Source organism: Solirubrum puertoriconensis, assembly GCF_001483135.1.
Classification (GTDB): Bacteria; Bacteroidota; Bacteroidia; order Cytophagales; family Hymenobacteraceae; genus Solirubrum; species Solirubrum puertoriconensis.
Genome location: NZ_LNAL01000003.1, coordinates 514,004 through 530,744, shown reverse-complemented (window position 1 = coordinate 530,744; position 16,741 = coordinate 514,004). Strand labels below are relative to the sequence as shown.

Annotated in this window: 18 protein-coding genes; 11 read left to right on the top strand and 7 right to left on the bottom strand. The window is 58.8% G+C overall.

All coding sequences use genetic code 11. The annotated features are described in order from the left end of the window. Positions 1-20 precede the first annotated feature (20 nt). The 3 genes from ASU33_RS02735 to ASU33_RS02725 all read left to right on the top strand — a co-directional run bounded on the left by ASU33_RS02735 (position 21) and on the right by ASU33_RS02725 (position 1,775). Positions 21-524, top strand: a complete 504-nt coding sequence (locus tag ASU33_RS02735) for a hypothetical protein (RefSeq protein ID WP_059067869.1) — start codon at positions 21-23, stop codon at positions 522-524. 21 nt (positions 525-545) lie between these two features. Further along, the gene (locus tag ASU33_RS02730; RefSeq protein WP_149867002.1) at positions 546-794 is read left to right on the top strand and encodes a hypothetical protein; all 249 of its coding nucleotides are present in this window, start codon (positions 546-548) and stop codon (positions 792-794) included. A 96-nt stretch (positions 795-890) separates the two neighbouring features. Then, on the top strand, positions 891-1,775 hold the full coding sequence (locus ASU33_RS02725; protein WP_059067865.1) for a DUF2911 domain-containing protein: 885 nt from the start codon (positions 891-893) through the stop codon (positions 1,773-1,775). A 282-nt stretch (positions 1,776-2,057) separates the two neighbouring features. Here ASU33_RS02725 and ASU33_RS02720 read toward each other — a convergent pair whose 3' ends face one another. The 3 genes from ASU33_RS02720 to ASU33_RS02715 all read right to left on the bottom strand — a co-directional run bounded on the left by ASU33_RS02720 (position 2,058) and on the right by ASU33_RS02715 (position 6,521). Further along, the gene (locus ASU33_RS02720; protein WP_059067863.1) at positions 2,058-3,782 is read right to left on the bottom strand and encodes a sodium:solute symporter family protein; all 1,725 of its coding nucleotides are present in this window, start codon (positions 3,780-3,782) and stop codon (positions 2,058-2,060) included. Next, positions 3,779-3,919: a hypothetical protein gene (locus ASU33_RS21405; protein ID WP_160328120.1), complete on the bottom strand. Its 141-nt coding sequence runs from the start codon at positions 3,917-3,919 to the stop codon at positions 3,779-3,781. Before ASU33_RS21405 ends, ASU33_RS02720 begins: the two co-directional genes overlap by 4 nt. Before the next feature lie 76 nt (positions 3,920-3,995). Continuing rightward, a complete protein-coding gene (locus ASU33_RS02715; RefSeq protein ID WP_059067860.1) occupies positions 3,996-6,521 on the bottom strand; it encodes a PIG-L family deacetylase in 2,526 nt (841 codons plus the stop codon). Between the two features lie 156 nt (positions 6,522-6,677). Here ASU33_RS02715 and ASU33_RS02710 point away from each other — a divergent pair, with 156 nt between their 5' ends. Then, on the top strand, positions 6,678-8,354 hold the full coding sequence (locus ASU33_RS02710; RefSeq protein WP_078062816.1) for a S8 family peptidase: 1,677 nt from the start codon (positions 6,678-6,680) through the stop codon (positions 8,352-8,354). A gap of 134 nt (positions 8,355-8,488) precedes the next feature. Then, positions 8,489-9,451 (top strand): YitT family protein, encoded by a 963-nt coding sequence (locus ASU33_RS02705; protein ID WP_059067858.1) that lies wholly within the window; start codon positions 8,489-8,491, stop codon positions 9,449-9,451. A 42-nt stretch (positions 9,452-9,493) separates the two neighbouring features. Here the strand turns inward: ASU33_RS02705 and ASU33_RS02700 are convergent, their stop codons facing one another. Then, positions 9,494-10,324 carry a DUF3667 domain-containing protein gene (locus tag ASU33_RS02700; RefSeq protein WP_059067856.1) on the bottom strand — a complete coding sequence of 277 codons (831 nt, stop codon included), beginning with the start codon at positions 10,322-10,324 and terminating at the stop codon, positions 9,494-9,496. A gap of 78 nt (positions 10,325-10,402) precedes the next feature. Between ASU33_RS02700 and ASU33_RS02695 the strand changes: the two genes are divergently transcribed. From ASU33_RS02695 to ASU33_RS02685, 3 genes are all read left to right on the top strand, one after another. Further along, complete coding sequence (locus ASU33_RS02695) at positions 10,403-11,227, top strand: MOSC domain-containing protein (RefSeq protein WP_059067854.1); 825 nt, start codon at positions 10,403-10,405, stop codon at positions 11,225-11,227. Positions 11,228-11,564: 337 nt separating this feature from the next. After that, complete coding sequence (locus ASU33_RS02690; RefSeq protein ID WP_059067852.1) at positions 11,565-12,359, top strand: DUF547 domain-containing protein; 795 nt, start codon at positions 11,565-11,567, stop codon at positions 12,357-12,359. A gap of 98 nt (positions 12,360-12,457) precedes the next feature. Further along, positions 12,458-13,132 (top strand): DUF2461 domain-containing protein, encoded by a 675-nt coding sequence (locus ASU33_RS02685; RefSeq protein ID WP_059067850.1) that lies wholly within the window; start codon positions 12,458-12,460, stop codon positions 13,130-13,132. 133 nt (positions 13,133-13,265) lie between these two features. On the opposite strand, the gene ASU33_RS02680 is transcribed toward ASU33_RS02685, so the two are convergent. Next, positions 13,266-13,889 carry a deoxynucleoside kinase gene (locus tag ASU33_RS02680; protein ID WP_059068346.1) on the bottom strand — a complete coding sequence of 208 codons (624 nt, stop codon included), beginning with the start codon at positions 13,887-13,889 and terminating at the stop codon, positions 13,266-13,268. Between the two features lie 111 nt (positions 13,890-14,000). On the opposite strand from ASU33_RS02680, the gene ASU33_RS02675 reads away from it, so the two are divergent. Continuing rightward, a complete protein-coding gene (locus ASU33_RS02675) occupies positions 14,001-14,492 on the top strand; it encodes a hypothetical protein (protein WP_059067847.1) in 492 nt (163 codons plus the stop codon). 103 nt (positions 14,493-14,595) lie between these two features. Here ASU33_RS02675 and ASU33_RS02670 read toward each other — a convergent pair whose 3' ends face one another. Next, entirely contained in the window at positions 14,596-15,345 is a 750-nt protein-coding gene (locus ASU33_RS02670) for a DUF6565 domain-containing protein (protein ID WP_059067845.1), read from the bottom strand. 139 nt (positions 15,346-15,484) lie between these two features. On the opposite strand from ASU33_RS02670, the gene ASU33_RS02665 reads away from it, so the two are divergent. Together ASU33_RS02665 and ASU33_RS02660 are read left to right on the top strand one after the other, a co-directional pair. After that, complete coding sequence (locus tag ASU33_RS02665; protein WP_059068344.1) at positions 15,485-16,024, top strand: GNAT family N-acetyltransferase; 540 nt, start codon at positions 15,485-15,487, stop codon at positions 16,022-16,024. Between the two features lie 56 nt (positions 16,025-16,080). Then, positions 16,081-16,305: a CDGSH iron-sulfur domain-containing protein gene (locus tag ASU33_RS02660; protein WP_059067842.1), complete on the top strand. Its 225-nt coding sequence runs from the start codon at positions 16,081-16,083 to the stop codon at positions 16,303-16,305. A gap of 77 nt (positions 16,306-16,382) precedes the next feature. Here ASU33_RS02660 and ASU33_RS02655 read toward each other — a convergent pair whose 3' ends face one another. Further along, a complete protein-coding gene (locus tag ASU33_RS02655; RefSeq protein WP_059067840.1) occupies positions 16,383-16,643 on the bottom strand; it encodes an acyl-CoA-binding protein in 261 nt (86 codons plus the stop codon). Positions 16,644-16,741: the final 98 nt, after the last annotated feature.

Sequence of the window (16,741 nt, the reverse complement as noted above, 5' to 3'; positions counted from 1 at the left end):
CCTGTGGCTAACTTGGCCGCATGCAGCCGATTGTTGTTTCCGGAGTACGGGTACCATTTGCCGAGTACCGCCGGCTCTATTTCTCGCTCACGTACCGGTCGATGATGTATTTCGCGGTACCGTTAGTTATAGTGGTGGGTATCATTATTGCCCTGGGCAACGTGAAATACCTCGCCACACCTTGGTTCTACGGTCCGCCTTTGGTGCTGGTGCTGGCTCTAGTTACGGCGGGGCTGGTGTACTACCTAGGGCAAATCAGAAAAAGCTACGAGGCCTCGGGCTTGGCCGACGAGGCGCTTGATTACACGTTCGAGCCGAAGCGCATAACCGTAACCGGCCAGCACAGCGACCCGCTTGAAGTGCGCTGGGACACCATCAGCGAAGCCCAACGCCGCAACAATTGGCTGCTGCTCACCACCACCGCGCCAGCCACGCACCTCATCGACCTAGGCCGCCTGCAAGCCCCAGCTACCGAGGCCGCACTGCTGCAGTTGCTGTCCGATAAAGGCATCGGCTTGAAGTAAGTTCGGTTGGCACCCAAGCCCATGCAAACCCGCGTCACGGCCACTTTCAACGAAAACTACCTCGACGTTGAAACCGTGCGCCGCCTGTTTTACGAGTGCCTCGATGCCGATGCCCGCGTAAGCCGCGGCCGCAACCTAGGGCGCAACATGGTGTCGTTTGTGGTATATGGCTACCGCACCGAGCAGTCGTTGTTCAGGTTTTACCGCCTCTTGCACCGCCACGACCCGTTCGCCCGCTTGCTGGTGGATGGCCGGGTGTACTCGGCCTGAAACCACCTAGGCCAACAGCATTAGCAAAAAGCACGCGCCGCATTGCGCGAAAACTGTACTTTTACCGCAGCTAATCAACCCTCTCTACCCATTCCTATGTTGCTAAAGAACCGGACTACGCTACTGGCGGGCACCGCACTGGCAGGCGCAATCCTTTTCTCGGCTCCGGCCGCTCAAGCTCAGCTCAGCACCCCTGCTGCCAGCCCCAAAAGCACCGTGCAGCAGCGCGTGGGCCTCACCGACGTAACCATTACTTACTCGCGCCCCAGCGCGAAAGGCCGGACGGTGTTTGGTACGCTGGTGCCCTTTGGCCGCCGCTGGCGCACGGGTGCCAACCAAACTACCACCATCAAGTTTTCCGACGAGGTAACGGTGGAGGGCAAAAAGGTGCCGGCCGGCGAGTACGGCATCTACACCATTCCGAACAAAACGGAGTGGCTGGTTGTGCTGAACAAGGACACCAAGCGCGGCGCCGATGTGGAGAACTTCAAGGACGACCAGGATGTGGCGCGCTTCTCCATCAAGCCCTACAAAGTGCCCTCGAAGGTTGAAACCTTTACCATCAACTTCACCGACATTACCCCTGCCACCGCCAACGTGGATATGCAGTGGGAGCTGACGGGTGCTAAGTTCAAGGTTACCTCCGACGTGGAGCCCAAAGTAATGGCCCAGATCGACGAGAAGGTAGTGAAGAATGCCAACCCCAGCGCCAACGACCTGGCCGCTGCCGCGGTGTACTACTTCGACAACAACAAGGATCAGAAGCAGGCCCTGGAGTGGATTCAGAAGGCCAACGCCAACGATCCGAAGTTCTGGAACGTGCACACGGAGGCCAAAATCCGCATGAAAATGAAGGATTACAAAGGTGCCGTAACCTCCGCTGAGCAGTCGCGCAAACTGGCCCTCGACGCCAAGAACGCCGACTACGTGAAGATGAACGAAGACCTGATTGTGGAAGCCAAGAAAGTTGGCAAGCTGTAATCGGGAGCTACACTGCTTCCTAAACACACAACGGCCCGGTTGCAAATAGCAGCCGGGCCGTTGTGTGTTTAGGAAGCAGTGTAGCGTGAAAATCCGTTCCGCGGTGCGCTATTGGTTAGTATTCGGTAACGAGCAAGCGTTTAGAGTTGTGCAATGCCACATACGCGCCCGTGGTGCTTTGCGGAACGGATTTTCGATACCCGGTTCGTGGTGGCGAAGGCGTGAGCCGCAGTCGCCGCAATCGTTGCCCATATTCGTCAGGACGAGGTCGTTGCGGACGCCCTAGGTGGCCAGGCTTTCCTGCATGGCCTCCACGGGCTCGGGCATTAGCTTCTGCAGTAGCTCGGCAAGCAGCATCACAGCAAAGCACCCCAGGATATTGTACCACAGGTAGGCAATGTCCGTCAGCCAAAAGGCCAACACCGTAGCCACTTGGGTAACAACAGCTGCCCAAAACACGGCCCGGCCGTGCACGTGCTTCTGAAAAAACGCCACCGCGAAAATGCCCAGGATGGTACCGTAGAACAACGACCCTAATATGTTGACGGCTTGAATGAGGTTTTCCATGCGGCTGGCAAACAGCGCGAAGCCTACGCCCAGTGTGCCCCACCCTACCGTGGCCCAGCGCGAAACCCGCACCAAGTGCGCCTCGGTGCAGTGCTGTCGGCGCGTGAAAGGCCGGTACAAGTCGATGAGGGTGGTTGAACCTAGGGAATTCAGTCCCCCGGCGGCACTGCTCATGGCAGCGCTTAGCACTACAGCCACCAACAACCCCACCAACCCGCGCGGCAAGTAGCGCAGCACAAACGAGATGAACACGTAATCGGTATCCTTGCTATCGGCCGCCGGATCGGCTCGTTTCACCAGCGCTTCCCATGATTTCCGTAGGCCGCTAGCCGCAGCTTGAGTGGTTTGGAGCCGTTGCTGGGCGGTGGCTTGCAGCTGCGCATCCTGGCCTTGTCGAGCAGCTACTAAAGCCGTGGCGGCCTCTTGCTGAGCAGCTTGCACCTCGGTGTGCTGGCTTTCGAGCTGGCGTGCCTCGGCCGAGAGGGCCGGGTTGCTCATCACCTTCTCGTACACCGGCCGGTTGAAGGTGAGCGGCGCTGGCTGAAACAAGTAAAACACGAACAGCAGCACGCCAATCAGCAGAATGCCGAACTGCATGGGCACCTTAATGAGCCCGTTCATCAGCAAACCAAGGCGACTTTGCGTGATGCTTTGGCCCGACAGGTAACGCTGCACTTGGCTTTGGTCGGTACCGAAGTACGATAAGGCGAGGAACAAGCCGCCCGTCATGCCCGTCCAGAAGTTGTAACGGTTCTGCCAATCAAAATTGAAGTCGACGAGGTTGAGCTTGCCCATGCGCCCGGCCACGTGCATGGCATCGGCAAAGCCTACTTGCGGCGGCAGGTAATGCACTAGCAAATAACCCGCAATGGCCATTCCGCTGAAGATTACCGCCACTTGCCCCTGCTGCGTTACCGTAACGGCACGGGTGCCCCCGCTCACGGTGTAGCCGATAATAGCAGCACCTAGGAGACAGACCGTAACAGTGGTGTTCCAGCCCAAAATGGCCGACAGCACCAAGGCCGGCGCATACAGCGAAAGACCGTTGCTAAGCCCCCGTTGCAGCAAAAACAGCCCCGCCGCCAACGTACGCGTGCGTTTATCGAAGCGCCGCTGCAGGTACTCGTAGGCCGTGTATACGCGCAGCCTATGGTAAATAGGCACCGCCACAATGGCAATGAGCACCATGGCCACCGGCAGACCGAAGTAGAACTGGATAAAGCGCATGCCATCGGCAAAGGCCTGCCCTGGCGTGCTCAAAAAGGTAATGGCCGATGCCTGCGTGGCAATAATGCTGAGGCCCACGCCCCACCACCGCGTTTGCCGCCCGCCCAACAGGTAGCCATCGAGCGAGGAGCCGGCCGTGCGCGTGCGCCACGTACCGTAGCCGATAATAAATGCCAAGGTGCCCGTGAGCACCAGCCAATCAAGCGCACTCACGTTGCAAACCAGCGGCTAAGCCACACAAACACCCCAATTTCGGCGGCCAATGCTCCCAGCACCAACAAGTACCACGCGCGCCACGTGGGCAGCAGCGGAGGTTTGTTGTCGGAGTGCGAGTGGGTGGAATGCGGCATGGCAGGAACTAGGAACTCTACGAAGAACGGGAAGAATGGCCAAAAGCTGCTCGGATAGCCTCAGCATTCGGCTTGGCTACTTCTTGCCTAGCTCAATCATATTGGTGAACAGGCGGTAAGCGCCGGGCACGCCCGCAGGTAACTCGCGGAAGAACGACAGCCCCGTGTAGATGTAGTGCCCTTTGCCGTACTCGGCCACCAAGATGGCGCTTTCCTTGGCCGATTCGCCGGGGTCGTTGCTGCTGATGATGGTTTGGTACTTGGCATCCCAGGAACTGGGGTAGTACAAGCCTTGCTCCTGCACCCAGCCCTGAAAGTCGCGTTCGGTAATCTTGTTCGGGGCGTTGAGCAGTGGGTGCTGGGGCTTCAGGAACTTGACCGGGGCGTTTTCTACGGTTACGCGCTCCGAGGAGAGCTTTAGCGGGTACGGGCCAATTTCGGGCAGCACGGTGCCGCGGTTCACCACGTACTGCACCACCAAGTTGCCGCCTTTCTCCACGTAGTCGAGCAGCACGGGCTGCAGGTAACGCAGGCGCTCCACGGTGTTGTAGGCGCGCACCCCCAGCACCACCGCATCGAAGCGGCGCAGGCTTTGGGCCGATATATCCTCGGGCTTGAGCAGCGTTACCGAGTAGCCAATCTGGCGCAGGGCATCGGGCACTTCGTCGCCGGCGCCCATGAGGTAGCCGATGTTGTTGGCTTTGCGCTTCAGCTCAAGCTTTACCAGCGGCGCAACGGCTTCGGGGAACAGCGTTTGGGCCGGAATGTGGGTGTAGTTGATATTCTGGATGCCGCGCGAATATTGCTGCCCGTCAACGGTAGCTACGGCGCGCAGTTGGCCGGCGCTTTCCTGATTGCCAGTAGGCTGCACCTGAAACTCCACCGTGCGCTCCTCGTCCTTGTTTTTCAGCTCGAACGGAATGCTGGCAGGCTCCACTTTCCAACCGGCCGGCACCTGCAGGGCAACCGTGCCTTTGGCGTTGGCGCGGCCGGCTTTTAGCGTTACCGGCACCGTTTTGGGCTGGTTCTCGGCAAACACGTAGGCGTGGCCGATGAGGTTTACGGCTACGGGCGGCACCACCGTGAGCGGGCGGTACAGCTCACCGTAAACGGGGTCGGTGCGCTTGTATTGAGCGGAAAGCAAGAATGGAATAGTGTTCTTACCCATTTTCACACTAACCGCCACATTTACTGCTTCTCCGTTTTCAGCGTCACCGCGTTGTACCTGATCGGCAACAACGTACATGCCAGTAGTACCAGGTTGGCGTAACCAGTAAGGCTGCGAGACGGTGTAAGTAACTGGCACTGTATACTTCAACTGAAGGCGCATTGCTTCTTCGGCCCTCAGTAATTTGCGCAACACAGTGTCTGATTTCGCCTCATTTAGACGTCCGATATGCACAGATTGAACTTCAATAGGAGTTGCGGAGCGGTTAACTGCTTCAACATTGAAGCGCAATACCTGACCTGGAACGACCGATGCCTCGGCAGCCGTTACCTCCAAATGCAACCCCAAGCAGGCACGTATCAAATCATTGACGGATTGCAACTTGGCCCATAACAAATGATTATCCTTCGCATCACTTCCATCGCCAGTTAGCTTCATAAGAAGCTCGCGTATCTCTATCAACCCGGCGACTGAGGCGGCAGGATTGTTCGGGTCGTATTTGCGAATAACCTCGCTAGTGAGCTTATCCATGTTATAACCGCCCAACGATTGTTTGCCTTGCAAGCGCCGCCAAGTCACATCAATGCCCTCAAATGGATCTTTGCTGACTTTCTCCCCCTTCATCTGCTGCAGGTACTCAATAGCCTCACCGCGGGTGGCGCTGGCGCCCATGCCCTGGCTTTGGTGCTGCGAGCGGCTGCGGGCGGCAATTTCGCCGTAGCTCTGGCCTAGGAGCGCATTGTACCCACCGGCATCCACCTTCAGGTAGCCGCTCATGTCCTCACCGGGCTTCACGAAAAACGAGCCGGTGTTCCAGAACAAACGCTTGGGCTGCCAGGGCTGCACGTATTGCAGCTGCTCCGGAAAGCGCTTTGGGTCGCCGGCGGCATCAAAGGCTTCGAGGGCGAGCATGGCCGAGGCGGTGTGGTGGCCGTGGCCAGCGCGGCTATCGGGCGGAAAGCGGGTGATGAGCACATCGGGGCGGCGCTGCCGGATTACCCACACCATATCGGCCAGCACCTGCTCCTTATCCCAGATGGTGAAGGTTTCTTCGGCGGTTTTGCTGAAGCCAAAATCGTTGGCGCGCGAGAAGAATTGCTTCCCGCCATCGATGCGCCGGGCTGCCAGCAGCTCCTGCGTCCGGATTACACCTAGGGCCTCGCGCAGCTCCGGGCCGATGAGGTTCTGGCCGCCGTCGCCGCGGGTGCAGCTGAAGTAGCCGGTTTCCATGAGCCGACCGTTGGCGAGGTAGGCAATCATGCGGGTGTTCTCGTCGTCGGGGTGCGCGGCGATGTACAGCACCGAGCCCAGCACGTTGAGCTTTTTCAGGCCCAGCAGGATTTCCGACGACGAATATGTTTTGGGTGCTTGGGCAAAAGCACCTAGGGGCAAAAGCAGCGCTACGGCAACTGCGCGGAGGCGAGTCAGGAGCATTCGGGAAAGCGAATGGAACGAGGGGCGTAAAGGTATTGGTTTAAGTAGGCGGGATAAAAACCCGACTTTGCCGCAACGGTTGCGGCCCGGCTGCCGTCGGTGGCATAACTTACCGCGCATTCGGGTGCGCCCCACCCTATTCAACCGAATTTTCGCATGAGCTTATCTTCCCGTCCTTGGTTATCGGCCCTAGGTCTGACGCTGCTGTTGCAGCCCGCAGCCTCTTTTGCCCAAAGCACCCCGCCCGCTGCAGCTAAGCCCGCCGCCCCGGTGCAGCAATGGACGCACCTCGACCCCAAAGCCGACCGCGTAATGGGCATCAGCACGGAGCGCACCTACGCCGAGCTGCTGAAAAACTGGCAGCCTTCGCCGGTGATTGTGGCCGTGATTGACGCGGGCATCGATACCACGCACGAGGACCTGAAGCGCGTGCTGTGGCGCAACAGCAAGGAAATTGCCGGCAACGGCAAGGACGACGACCAGAACGGTTACGTCGACGATGTGCACGGCTGGAACTTCCTGGGCGGCAAGGACGGCCGCAACGTGGACGTGGACACCTACGAGGAAACCCGCCTGCTGGCCAAGCTACAGCCGCTGTACGAGGGCAAATCGCGCACCAGCGTACCCAAAGCCAAACAAGCCGAGTACGACCTGTACCTGCGCGTGAAGAAGGATTACGAAAAGAAGGTAAAAGACGACACCGAGCAATACCAGCAGCTAGGCCCCCTGGCCGAGCAGCTCGATGGCATTACGGGCCAGCTAAAGCAAGTGCTGGGCGTAGAGCGCCTCGATACGGCCGTGCTGCGCCGCCCACCCACGAAAGAGCCGGCCATTTTGCAGATTACCGAGCAGCTCTACGGCAGCCTCATCCAATCGGGCGCGCCCGATATGGAATCGGTGGTAATACAGATGCGCGATGCTTCGGCGGAAGCCAAAAAGCGCGTGGAGTACTCGCTGAACCTGAAGTTTAACCCACGGGCTGAGATTGTACAGGACAACGAGGACAATGTGCAAGAGCGCGGCTACGGCAACCCCGATGTGATGGGCCCCGACCCCACGCACGGCACGCACGTATCGGGCATCATCGCCGCCGACCGCCAAAACAACCTGGGCATTTTGGGCGTGGCCGATGCCCCGGTACGCATCATGACCTTGCGTGCGGTGCCCAACGGCGACGAGCACGACAAGGACATTGCCAACGCCATTCGCTACGCTGTGGATAACGGAGCGCAGATCATCAACATGAGCTTTGGCAAGTACTACTCGCCGCAGCGCCCAGCCGTTGACGACGCCATCAAGTACGCCGGCCAGAAAGGCGTGCTGCTGGTGCACGCCGCCGGCAACGAGTCGAACAACATCGACGTGGTAACGCACTTTCCCTCGCCGGTAGCGAAGGACGGAAAAACCGCTCATCCTAACCTGCTGACGGTGGGCGCTTCGGCCAACAAAAACAACGACAAGCTGGTGGCCGAATTCAGTAATTACGGTAAGCGCGTGGATGTATTTGCACCCGGCGTAAACATCTACTCCACGCTACCCGGCAGCAAATACGGCAACGAAAGCGGCACCAGCATGGCAGCGCCGACGGCCTCGGGCGTAGCGGCTGTTCTGAAAGCCTATTACCCGCAGCTTACAGCCACCGACCTTAAGCGCATCATCATGCAATCGGCTGAGCCAGTGCACACCAAGGTGCAAAAGCCCGGCGACAAGAAAACCATCGATTTCGCGCAGCTTTCGAGCACGGGTGGGGTTATCAACCTGTACCGCGCCGTACAGCTGGCCGGCCAGCAGGGCACCAAAGCGGCGGCCACTCCCAGTGCTTCGGGCCGCTAGGCTCCTGCGCACCTAGGCACGCTGCTTACGAGTTACGGGCAACGGCAAACGCCGTTGCCCGTTTTTGTTTATTAGCCGCCTTGGTTGCTCCGCTTTTGCGGAGCACCGCCGTGTAACCCCACAACCATACCTGCATGTTGTTCCAGCAACTTATCGTTCAGAGTATTCTGCGCAAAAAATACCCGCAAGGCTTGCCACCCGGCTACAAGGGTGGTGGCCCCATTCTGCAGTTTGCGTTGCGCCTGCTGCGGCGGCAGCTCACCAACACCGCATTGGTGGTAACAGGCATTTTCTCAGCGGCCCTAGGTCTGAAAGGCTTTCTGCTGCCCAATGGCTTTATCGATGGCGGCGTAACGGGGATTTCGCTGCTAACGGCGCAGGTTACGGGCGTGCCACTATCGGTACTGATTTTGATTATCAATGCGCCGTTTGTGGCCCTGGCGTATTTTCACCTCGACCGCGTAGTGGCCGTAAAAACCATGCTGGCCATTACCGGGCTGGCCGTAGTGCTGTGGCTGGTTTCCTTTCCAGTACTCACCCACGATAAGCTGCTTATTTCGGTGTTCGGGGGTTTTTTCCTAGGTGCTGGTATCGGCCTGACCATCCGAGGAGGCGGCGTGCTCGATGGCACCGAGATTTTGTCGGTGTTCATCAGCCGCAAAAGCCCCATGAGCGTCGGCGACGTTATTTTGGTTATCAACATTTTCATCTTCGGCGTGGCGGCTCTGCTGCTGTCCGTCGAAGCCGCCATGTACTCCATTCTGGCCTATCTGTCGGCCGCCAAAACCGTCGATTTCATGATCGACGGTTTGGAGGAATACACCGGCGTCACCATCATTTCAAAGCGCAGCGAAGCCATTCGGCGCGTACTCACCGAAGACCTAGGCCACGGCGTTACCATTTACAGCGGCCGCACCGGCTACAGCGCCAACGGCGTGCAGCGTCAGTCGCTCGATATCGTGTTCACGGCCGTTACCCGCCTTGAGCTCACGCGCCTCAAAGCCGAAGTAGAGGCTATTGACCACCAAGCGTTTATTCTGATGCACAGCATCAAGGACACGCACGGCGGCGTAATTAAGAAGAAGCCCCTACACTAAGCTGCCGCACTAAGCAGGTGCGCCACCTAGGCAGACTGCACATTAGCCAAACACATACCACCGGAATACCAAGCCGTTCAGCTGCCAACTGAGGGCTATGCCCAATACCACCACGGCCACGGCCCGCCAAAAGGCCCCGCCCCAACTCAGGCCAAGCGCCTGCCGGCCAATGGCAACCAGGTAGCCACACACCACCACCGACTGAAACAAGCTGGCTTGGTTGCCGGGCTGCCCCTTGGTAAGCCACAAAATAGGCAACATGGCCAGTAGCAGCAGCACATGGAAGGCCGAGCCAATTACCACGTGCACAAAAAAGGCCTCGGCAAAGTTGAGCCGCCGCCGGTACATACCCCACGTAACCAGCGAGTAAAGCGGCAGCAGCAGCAACAGCCACCACACGTTGTGGTACTTGCTGATATAGGCAAAGTACTTGCTCACGCGCGCCAACCGCTCGGCCGATACCCCGTGCTTGGCCATAGACTGCACCACGCCCGCTCCCGTTCCCTCATAAAAGTGCAGCAGCAACCCTGCAGTGGTTACCAGGCCCACCATAATCAGCAGAAACTGAAACGGGTTGAAGTAGTGCTTGCGCCGGCCGCGGAGGTAATCGGCCACCACGCGGCCGGGGTGCAGTAGCACCTGCCCGGCGTACCCAAAAATACTTTTGTCGGCATGCGTAAACACGTGTACCAGCTCGTGCAGCACGTGGGCGGTGCTTAGCCGATGCGGCCGCTGCTGGCCGCAGCTGGGGCAAAACGGCCCGGTGGCCAAAGGCTGCTCGCAGTTTAGGCACTGCTCGGCAACTAAAGGCGAAGCGGCCACCGCGGTTGGGGCGGCCTCGGCAACCATGGCGGGGGTACTGAGCGGCAACATAGGCTATATCAGTTTATTAGGCACCGGCTATGCAGTTTACCTGCTTTCCGACTGCCACGCAAGCCTTACCTTCGCCTTATGGCTGATACTAGCGCCCTGCTTACGCTTTCCGATCTTTACCTCTACCCCGTCAAGTCCCTAGGTGGTTTTCGCGTGTCCGAGGCGGCCATCGAGCCGCGGGGCCTGCGCCATGACCGGCGCTGGCTGCTCGTTGATGAACGCGGCAAGTTCCTGACGCAGCGCACCCTGCCCAAAATGGCCTTGCTGCACCTCGAGTACGCCCACAATGGCTTTATCGTGCGGCACATCGAGCGCCCCGAGCTGAAGCCGCTGCTGGTACCCTTCGAGGCCGAGCACAAAGGCACGCAGTTCGTAACCGTGTGGGATGATATGGTATTTGCCTTTCGGGGCCTGCGCGAACACGACGAATGGTTTTCGGAAGCCCTCGGCCTAAACTGCCGCATGGTGCACATGCCCGAAGCGGCCCTGCGTGCCCCCGATGGCGGAGATGCCCGCGGCCTGGTAAGCTTCGCCGATGCGTACCCGTTTCTGGTTATCGGCCAGGCGTCGCTCGACGACCTAAATCAACGCTTGGCGCAACCCGTGCCCATGAACCGCTTCCGGCCCAACATAGTAGTGCGCGGCGCCGCGGCCTACGCCGAAGACACTTGGCACAACTTCAGCATTGGCGGCAACCATTTTGAGGGCGTGCGCCCCTGCGGCCGCTGCGTACTCACGACCACCGACCAGCAAACCGCCGAACGCACGCCCGAGCCGCTCCGCACACTGGCGCAATACCGCACGGTAGACAATAGCGTAATGTTTGGGTTGAACACGGTAGGCCCCGAACAAGGCCTGCTGCGGGTAGGCGACGCCATTGAGGTGCTCAGTTACCGCAACTAAGCACTACCCCAGCGCTGCGCTTGCTCTTGCATCAGTCGCCGTTCGGTAGCACCTAGGCGCTGCCGAACGGCGACAGTATTTTGTACCAGAACGGCTCTGCAGCGCCTGCTTAGCTAGGTCGGAAAATAAACATCGGCAAGCCAAGGGCCGCAGCAAACTAAGCTGCGCGCCTCTAGGCTTTTAACCCATTAAATATTTCCCAGAAAAAGTTAATTCATATTGATAAAGCACTGCACGCCGAGTACTTTTGGATATCCAACTCGTCTGCCGAAAAGCCAATAGCCCAAGGCTTAGGTTTTCAGCAGCGGTTGGGCCCGCCCCGCCCCACCATCACCTAATGCAGCACAACTATTTCTTTCGGCAGCTCCTGCTTTGGCTGGTGCTGCTCACGAGCACTGTGGCTCGAGCCAACCAGCCGGCGCCACAAGCCGCGCAAAATTCCTACGAGGAGTTGCTGAAGCGCCATGTGCTGCCCGATGGCCGCGTGGATTACGAGGGCTTGGCCGAGGAGGAAGAGCAACTGCTCGCTTACCTCAAAACCCTGAGCAGCCATCCGCCCCTGCCCAGCTGGAGCCGCTACGATCAGGCCGCGTTTTGGCTGAACGCCTACAATGCCTACACACTGTACCTGGCCGTTCAGTACTACCCCGTCGAGCGCCTCAGCGACATCAAGATCAAGAGCGTGGGCGGCTACCGCTCGGTGTGGGATGCACCCGAAGTAACCGTAGGCGGGAAGCAGTATACCCTAAAGCAGATTGAGCGCGAAATCCTGCCCGAGCTGTTGCCCAACGAACCGCGCCGCCACTTTGCCCTGCACTGCGCGGCAACCTCGTCGCCCACGCTGCTGCCCGAGCCCTACGAAGGTGGCCGCCTTGATACGCAGCTTACGCAACAAACCGCCCGCTTCATCAACGACTCGGCGCGCAACGTACTGGCAGCAGGCAGCGTGCAAATCTCCAGCTTGTTCGATTGGTTTGCAGTCGATTTCGGCGACAAAGCACAGCTGATTGAGTTTATCAACCGCTACGCCAAAACGCAAATCGAGCCCACCGCTACCGTGGCCTACGTGCCTTATGACTGGACGCTCAACGATTCGCACGGCCCCGGCGTAGTAGCCCAACGCAAGCGCTAAGCCTCCTCAACCAACAGCCGCTTCCGCCGAAGCGGCTGTTTTGTTTTGGGGCTGCACCTTTGCTGTTTCGTTTTCCATTACTCCTTTGTTCCCACGCCTTGAAGGACCTAGCCTTTTTGCTTGAGTTTTTGGGCCAGCTAGCCCAGAACAACAACAAGCCTTGGATGGATGCGCATCGCGCCGATTACCAGCAAGCCCGTAAAGTGTTCACGGCGTTGGTAACCGATTTGCTGGCACGTGCCCAGCAGTTGGAGCCGACCCTGCTGCCGCTCTCGCCCTCCGATGTGATGTACCGCATCAACAAAAACGACCGGTTTCAGCAAAGCGACGAGCCCTACAAACGCCACATGGGCGCAGGCCTGAAGCGCGACGGACGCCAGTCGCCGTGGGCGGGCTTTTTCGTAGCCATCGAGCCCGGCGGCGAGACCTACGTGGGCGCGGGCCGCTGGCAACCCGAGCCGCAGCAGCTGGCCCGCATCCGGCAAGAAATTCACTACAACGCCGATGCCTTTCATGCCCTCCGCCAAGACCCAGGTTTGCTGCGCGAGTTTCCGAAGGGGCTCGACATGAGCCAGTCGCTACGCACCGCCCCAAAGGGCTACGACCGCAACGACCCTGACATTGAGTGGCTGCGGCTCAAAAGCTATTTCGTGTGGCGCAGCTTCCCCGACAAAGAAGTACTTCGCCCTGATTTTCCCGAGCGTGTGTTAAGCGCCTGGAAAGCCGCCCAACCGCTAGTGCACTTCCTCAACGAAGCTATGCAAGAAGGATAATCCAATTTAGTAGTCGGCGAAACGGTTGCTCGGCTTCGGATACCATCGAAAACCGCGGGCCCGCATCCAAAGCTTTGGATGCGGGCCCGCGGTTTTTACTCCCGAATATTGTGAGCTGACAACCAGCACCTTCTTAGAACAAGCCGAACAGGTCGGCCTGGATTCGCTCGATGATGGTGCCTAGGTCTTCGGGGCGGCTTACGTAATCGAGCTGGCTTACATCTACAATCAGCAGTTTGCCGTCCTTGTAGTTGCTGATCCAACGCTCGTAATGCTCGTTGAGGTTGCGTAGGTATTCGATGCGCATGTTGTTCTCGTAGTCGCGGCCGCGCTTCTCAATCTGATGGATGAGCTTGGGCAAATCGGCCTTGAGATATAGCAGCAAATCGGGCGGGTCGACCATGCTGATCATCGACTCGAACAACCCTAGGTAGTTCTGGTAGTCGCGCTCGATCATCATGCCCGACTCGTGCAGGTTGGCCGCGAAGATGTGGGCGTCCTCGTAAATGGTGCGGTCCTGGATTACGCCTTTGCCAAGCTGCTTCATCTCTTTGATGCGCTGCGTTTGGCGGAAGCGGCTGTTGAGGAAATACACCTGCAGGTGGAAGGCCCAGCGGGGCATGTCGTCGTAAAAATCCTTGAGGTAAGGATTGTGGTCGACGTCTTCCAGAAACACTTCCCAATTGAAGTGGTGGGCCAGCTTGTGAGCGAGCGTGGTTTTACCGGCACCTATATTGCCAACGATGGCGATGTGCATGAGCGAGGGCGAAATCAGAAATGAGCGCACAAAAGTAAGGCAAACCCATCAGCTGATTAGCGTTGTTGCTGCGCATTGGCGGCTGTTGCAAATTATTGTAACTTAAGTCACATGCTGCAACCCTTAAGTCCTCAGCAGCGCGGCCCGAGAGCACACTCGACCGCCGAGCTGGTGCACCGCGTAACAGATTCTTCCGGCGCTATTGTGGCCGACTTTAACTACTTCGCGGCTGAGCGCGTGCTGTACGTGTGCTGGCACGGCCACCTTACGGGCGAGTTGGTAATACGGGTGGCCGAAGCCAGCCTACCTTGGATTGAGCAGCTGCACCCGTTGGGCCTCGTAAACGACAAGCGCGGCTCCACCGGCGAGTGGGGCGATTCCGTCGACTGGATACAGTTTGAGTGGCTGCCGCGGGCCAAGCAAAACGGGATGTTTGCCTTTGCCTACGTGATAGACCCGGCTACCACTATGTCGTTTGAAAACGCGGGCGTAGCCAATGCCATTGGCGAAGAAATAGAGTTGCGCATGTTTTACAGCCTGCCCACTGCTTGGAGGTGGTTGCGGCAGCGGACACAGCGAATGGAGAAAACATCGGCTGCCTAACCGCTGCATTAAGCCCAAGCACCTAGGTGCCATAACCGCCAACGGGCGGCCCAAACCAGCAGTTGGTTCGGGCCGCCCGTTGGCGGTTAGGCGTAAAGCCGGATTATTCGTCGAGGGCTTTCTTGGTTTGCTTGGCCTTTTCGAGCGTGCGGAACTCGGCTTGCCACGAGCGGATGCGCAGGCGCTCCTCCATCGGAATTTGCTCGCGCACTTTCTCGTAGCGGGTGTTGAGCTTGGTGAGCACGTTGCTGGCCACAGCCCAGTCCTCCTCGTCCCACTCGCGGCGGTTTACGCGCACGTAGTCGATAAAGCGGCCGTACAGGTCGTGCATTTCCGTGGCGCGGGCCGCGGCCAGGTTCACGTTTTCGCCCAGCATTTCTGTTTGGGCTTGCTGCGCCGTTCGGGGCTGGCTGGCGCCTTCTTGCAGGCGGCGCTGCTCGGACTCCCAGTTGTGGTAACGGCTCTTGAGGTTGCCGTACTCGCGCTTGCCTTGTGCCGAGAGGCTATCCACGGCCTTGTCGATGCGCTTGCTCTGGTAGTCGAATTCGTCCATCACACGCGGCAAGTCGCGGCGGGCACCGGTTTCGGCGCGGTCGATCTTGTCGTTTACCCAGTCGCGGAAAATGCCTAGGTCGCGCTCAACCGACGTAGCTGCCTGCCGCACCTCGGAGCTCGTGGAGCTGGTAGCTGGCCGAGTAGCGGGCTTTTGCGTCGGGGCCTGCTGCGGCTGCGGCTTCTGTTGCGACTGCGACGCGGGCGGCGTAGCGGCCGGGCGCGTTTGCGCCGACGCACCGGGCGCCAGGCAGGCAAGCACCGAGGCAGCAAACAGGCTTGAAAGAACGGTGGATTTCATATTGAAGGAGTGAGGTTGCTAATGAAGGCCTGGGCCAAAGCCTGGGCATAGGTACGTACTATCTAAAATTCGGGCCAAACATGCGCCCGCAGCCGTAAAACGTTCGTTTTTTAGCGAAATTATGCCCTTTTTGCGCCTTATGCCCGATTCAGCAGCCGCTACCGTAGCTATACAACCCGCCACGCTGGCCGATATTCCGACCATAATTGAGCTGGCCGAAGCCACTTGGGAACCCACTTACCGCTTCATCATCTCGCGGGAGCAAATCGAGTACATGTACCGCGTCATTTACACGCCGGCCTCGCTGGAGCGGCAGATGACCGACGAGGGCCACCGCTTTCTGGTGCTGCACTGCGAGGGGCATCCAGCTGGTTATGCTTCGTTTAGCGAACGGGCTACCGAACCGGGCACGTTTAAGCTACACAAGCTATACGTGCTGCCCTCGCACCAAGGTCGGCGCCTAGGTCAGCAACTCGTGGCGGCCGTGGAGGACGCGGCCCGCGAGGCCGGCGGCGAGTGGCTCGAACTGAACGTAAACCGCCACAACCCTGCTCTGGGTTTCTACGAACACTTGGGCTTTCAGCAGCACCGCGAAGAGGACATACCGATTGGCCCCTACTGGATGAACGATTACGTAATGCGTAAGCCGCTGCAGGCCAAAATTCTGCCTATCTCCTAGGCACTTCATCAGCAACTACCTAGGCATTCAACGCCTCAACTCACTCACCCTTTACCATGCCCACGAAACTCACCGTCAACAACAACGGCTCTTTGCGCGTCGAAGGCGAAGACTTTATCATCGTCGATGCCCAGGGCAACGAGTACGGCCTGCAGGGCCGCACCCTCGTCAGCATCTGCCGCTGCGGCCTCTCGAGCAACAAGCCCTTTTGCGACGGTTCGCACAAGGGTCATTTCGAGCACAACGCCGTAGCCTTCGATTTGCCGCCCAAAAAAGTGTAGTGCCGCCGTTGTTGGCAACCGCAACAAAGCCCGCCCTGGTTTGCACCAAGGCGGGCTTTGCAGTTATAAGCGGCGGCTTAGGCTTGCTGAAAAAGGTGGTTTACGAGGTCAACGTACTCCTGCCGGGCTTCGTCCTGGCTTTTGCCGTTGAGGTTTGACCAGGCGTCGTACTTGGCAATGGCTTTGAAGTCGAACCCGCCCGGACGGTCGCCGCTTACATCGCCTTCCGAAGCTTGCTTGTACAAAGCGTAGAGCTTCAGCAGCGTCATGTTGTCGGGCTTTTTGGGCAGTTGCTGAGCACGTTGGGCAGCTTGTTCAAATTCTTCTAAGGTGGCCATGGGGCTGATTGCGGGTTAGATACGCTGCCGAATATTCGGCACGCCTAACATACGCATTCATCCGATGCCGTGGATAGCTTACCTTGGGCGGCTACTCA

What these genes read in the sequence shown, in the direction of transcription:
- ASU33_RS02675 (WP_059067847.1), top strand. Translation starts at nt 14,001, where the DNA reads ATGCTGCAACCCTTAAGTCCTCAGCAGCGCGGCCCGAGAGCACACTCG.
- ASU33_RS02680 (WP_059068346.1), bottom strand. Translation starts at nt 13,889, where the DNA reads ATGCACATCGCCATCGTTGGCAATATAGGTGCCGGTAAAACCACGCTC.
- ASU33_RS21405 (WP_160328120.1), bottom strand. Translation starts at nt 3,919, where the DNA reads ATGCCGCATTCCACCCACTCGCACTCCGACAACAAACCTCCGCTGCTG.
- ASU33_RS02725 (WP_059067865.1), top strand. Translation starts at nt 891, where the DNA reads ATGTTGCTAAAGAACCGGACTACGCTACTGGCGGGCACCGCACTGGCA.
- ASU33_RS02715 (WP_059067860.1), bottom strand. Translation starts at nt 6,521, where the DNA reads ATGCTCCTGACTCGCCTCCGCGCAGTTGCCGTAGCGCTGCTTTTGCCC.
- ASU33_RS02660 (WP_059067842.1), top strand. Translation starts at nt 16,081, where the DNA reads ATGCCCACGAAACTCACCGTCAACAACAACGGCTCTTTGCGCGTCGAA.
- ASU33_RS02710 (WP_078062816.1), top strand. Translation starts at nt 6,678, where the DNA reads ATGAGCTTATCTTCCCGTCCTTGGTTATCGGCCCTAGGTCTGACGCTG.
- ASU33_RS02665 (WP_059068344.1), top strand. Translation starts at nt 15,485, where the DNA reads ATGCCCGATTCAGCAGCCGCTACCGTAGCTATACAACCCGCCACGCTG.
- ASU33_RS02730 (WP_149867002.1), top strand. Translation starts at nt 546, where the DNA reads ATGCAAACCCGCGTCACGGCCACTTTCAACGAAAACTACCTCGACGTT.
- ASU33_RS02695 (WP_059067854.1), top strand. Translation starts at nt 10,403, where the DNA reads ATGGCTGATACTAGCGCCCTGCTTACGCTTTCCGATCTTTACCTCTAC.
- ASU33_RS02735 (WP_059067869.1), top strand. Translation starts at nt 21, where the DNA reads ATGCAGCCGATTGTTGTTTCCGGAGTACGGGTACCATTTGCCGAGTAC.
- ASU33_RS02655 (WP_059067840.1), bottom strand. Translation starts at nt 16,643, where the DNA reads ATGGCCACCTTAGAAGAATTTGAACAAGCTGCCCAACGTGCTCAGCAA.
- ASU33_RS02705 (WP_059067858.1), top strand. Translation starts at nt 8,489, where the DNA reads ATGTTGTTCCAGCAACTTATCGTTCAGAGTATTCTGCGCAAAAAATAC.
- ASU33_RS02700 (WP_059067856.1), bottom strand. Translation starts at nt 10,324, where the DNA reads ATGTTGCCGCTCAGTACCCCCGCCATGGTTGCCGAGGCCGCCCCAACC.
- ASU33_RS02690 (WP_059067852.1), top strand. Translation starts at nt 11,565, where the DNA reads ATGCAGCACAACTATTTCTTTCGGCAGCTCCTGCTTTGGCTGGTGCTG.
- ASU33_RS02670 (WP_059067845.1), bottom strand. Translation starts at nt 15,345, where the DNA reads ATGAAATCCACCGTTCTTTCAAGCCTGTTTGCTGCCTCGGTGCTTGCC.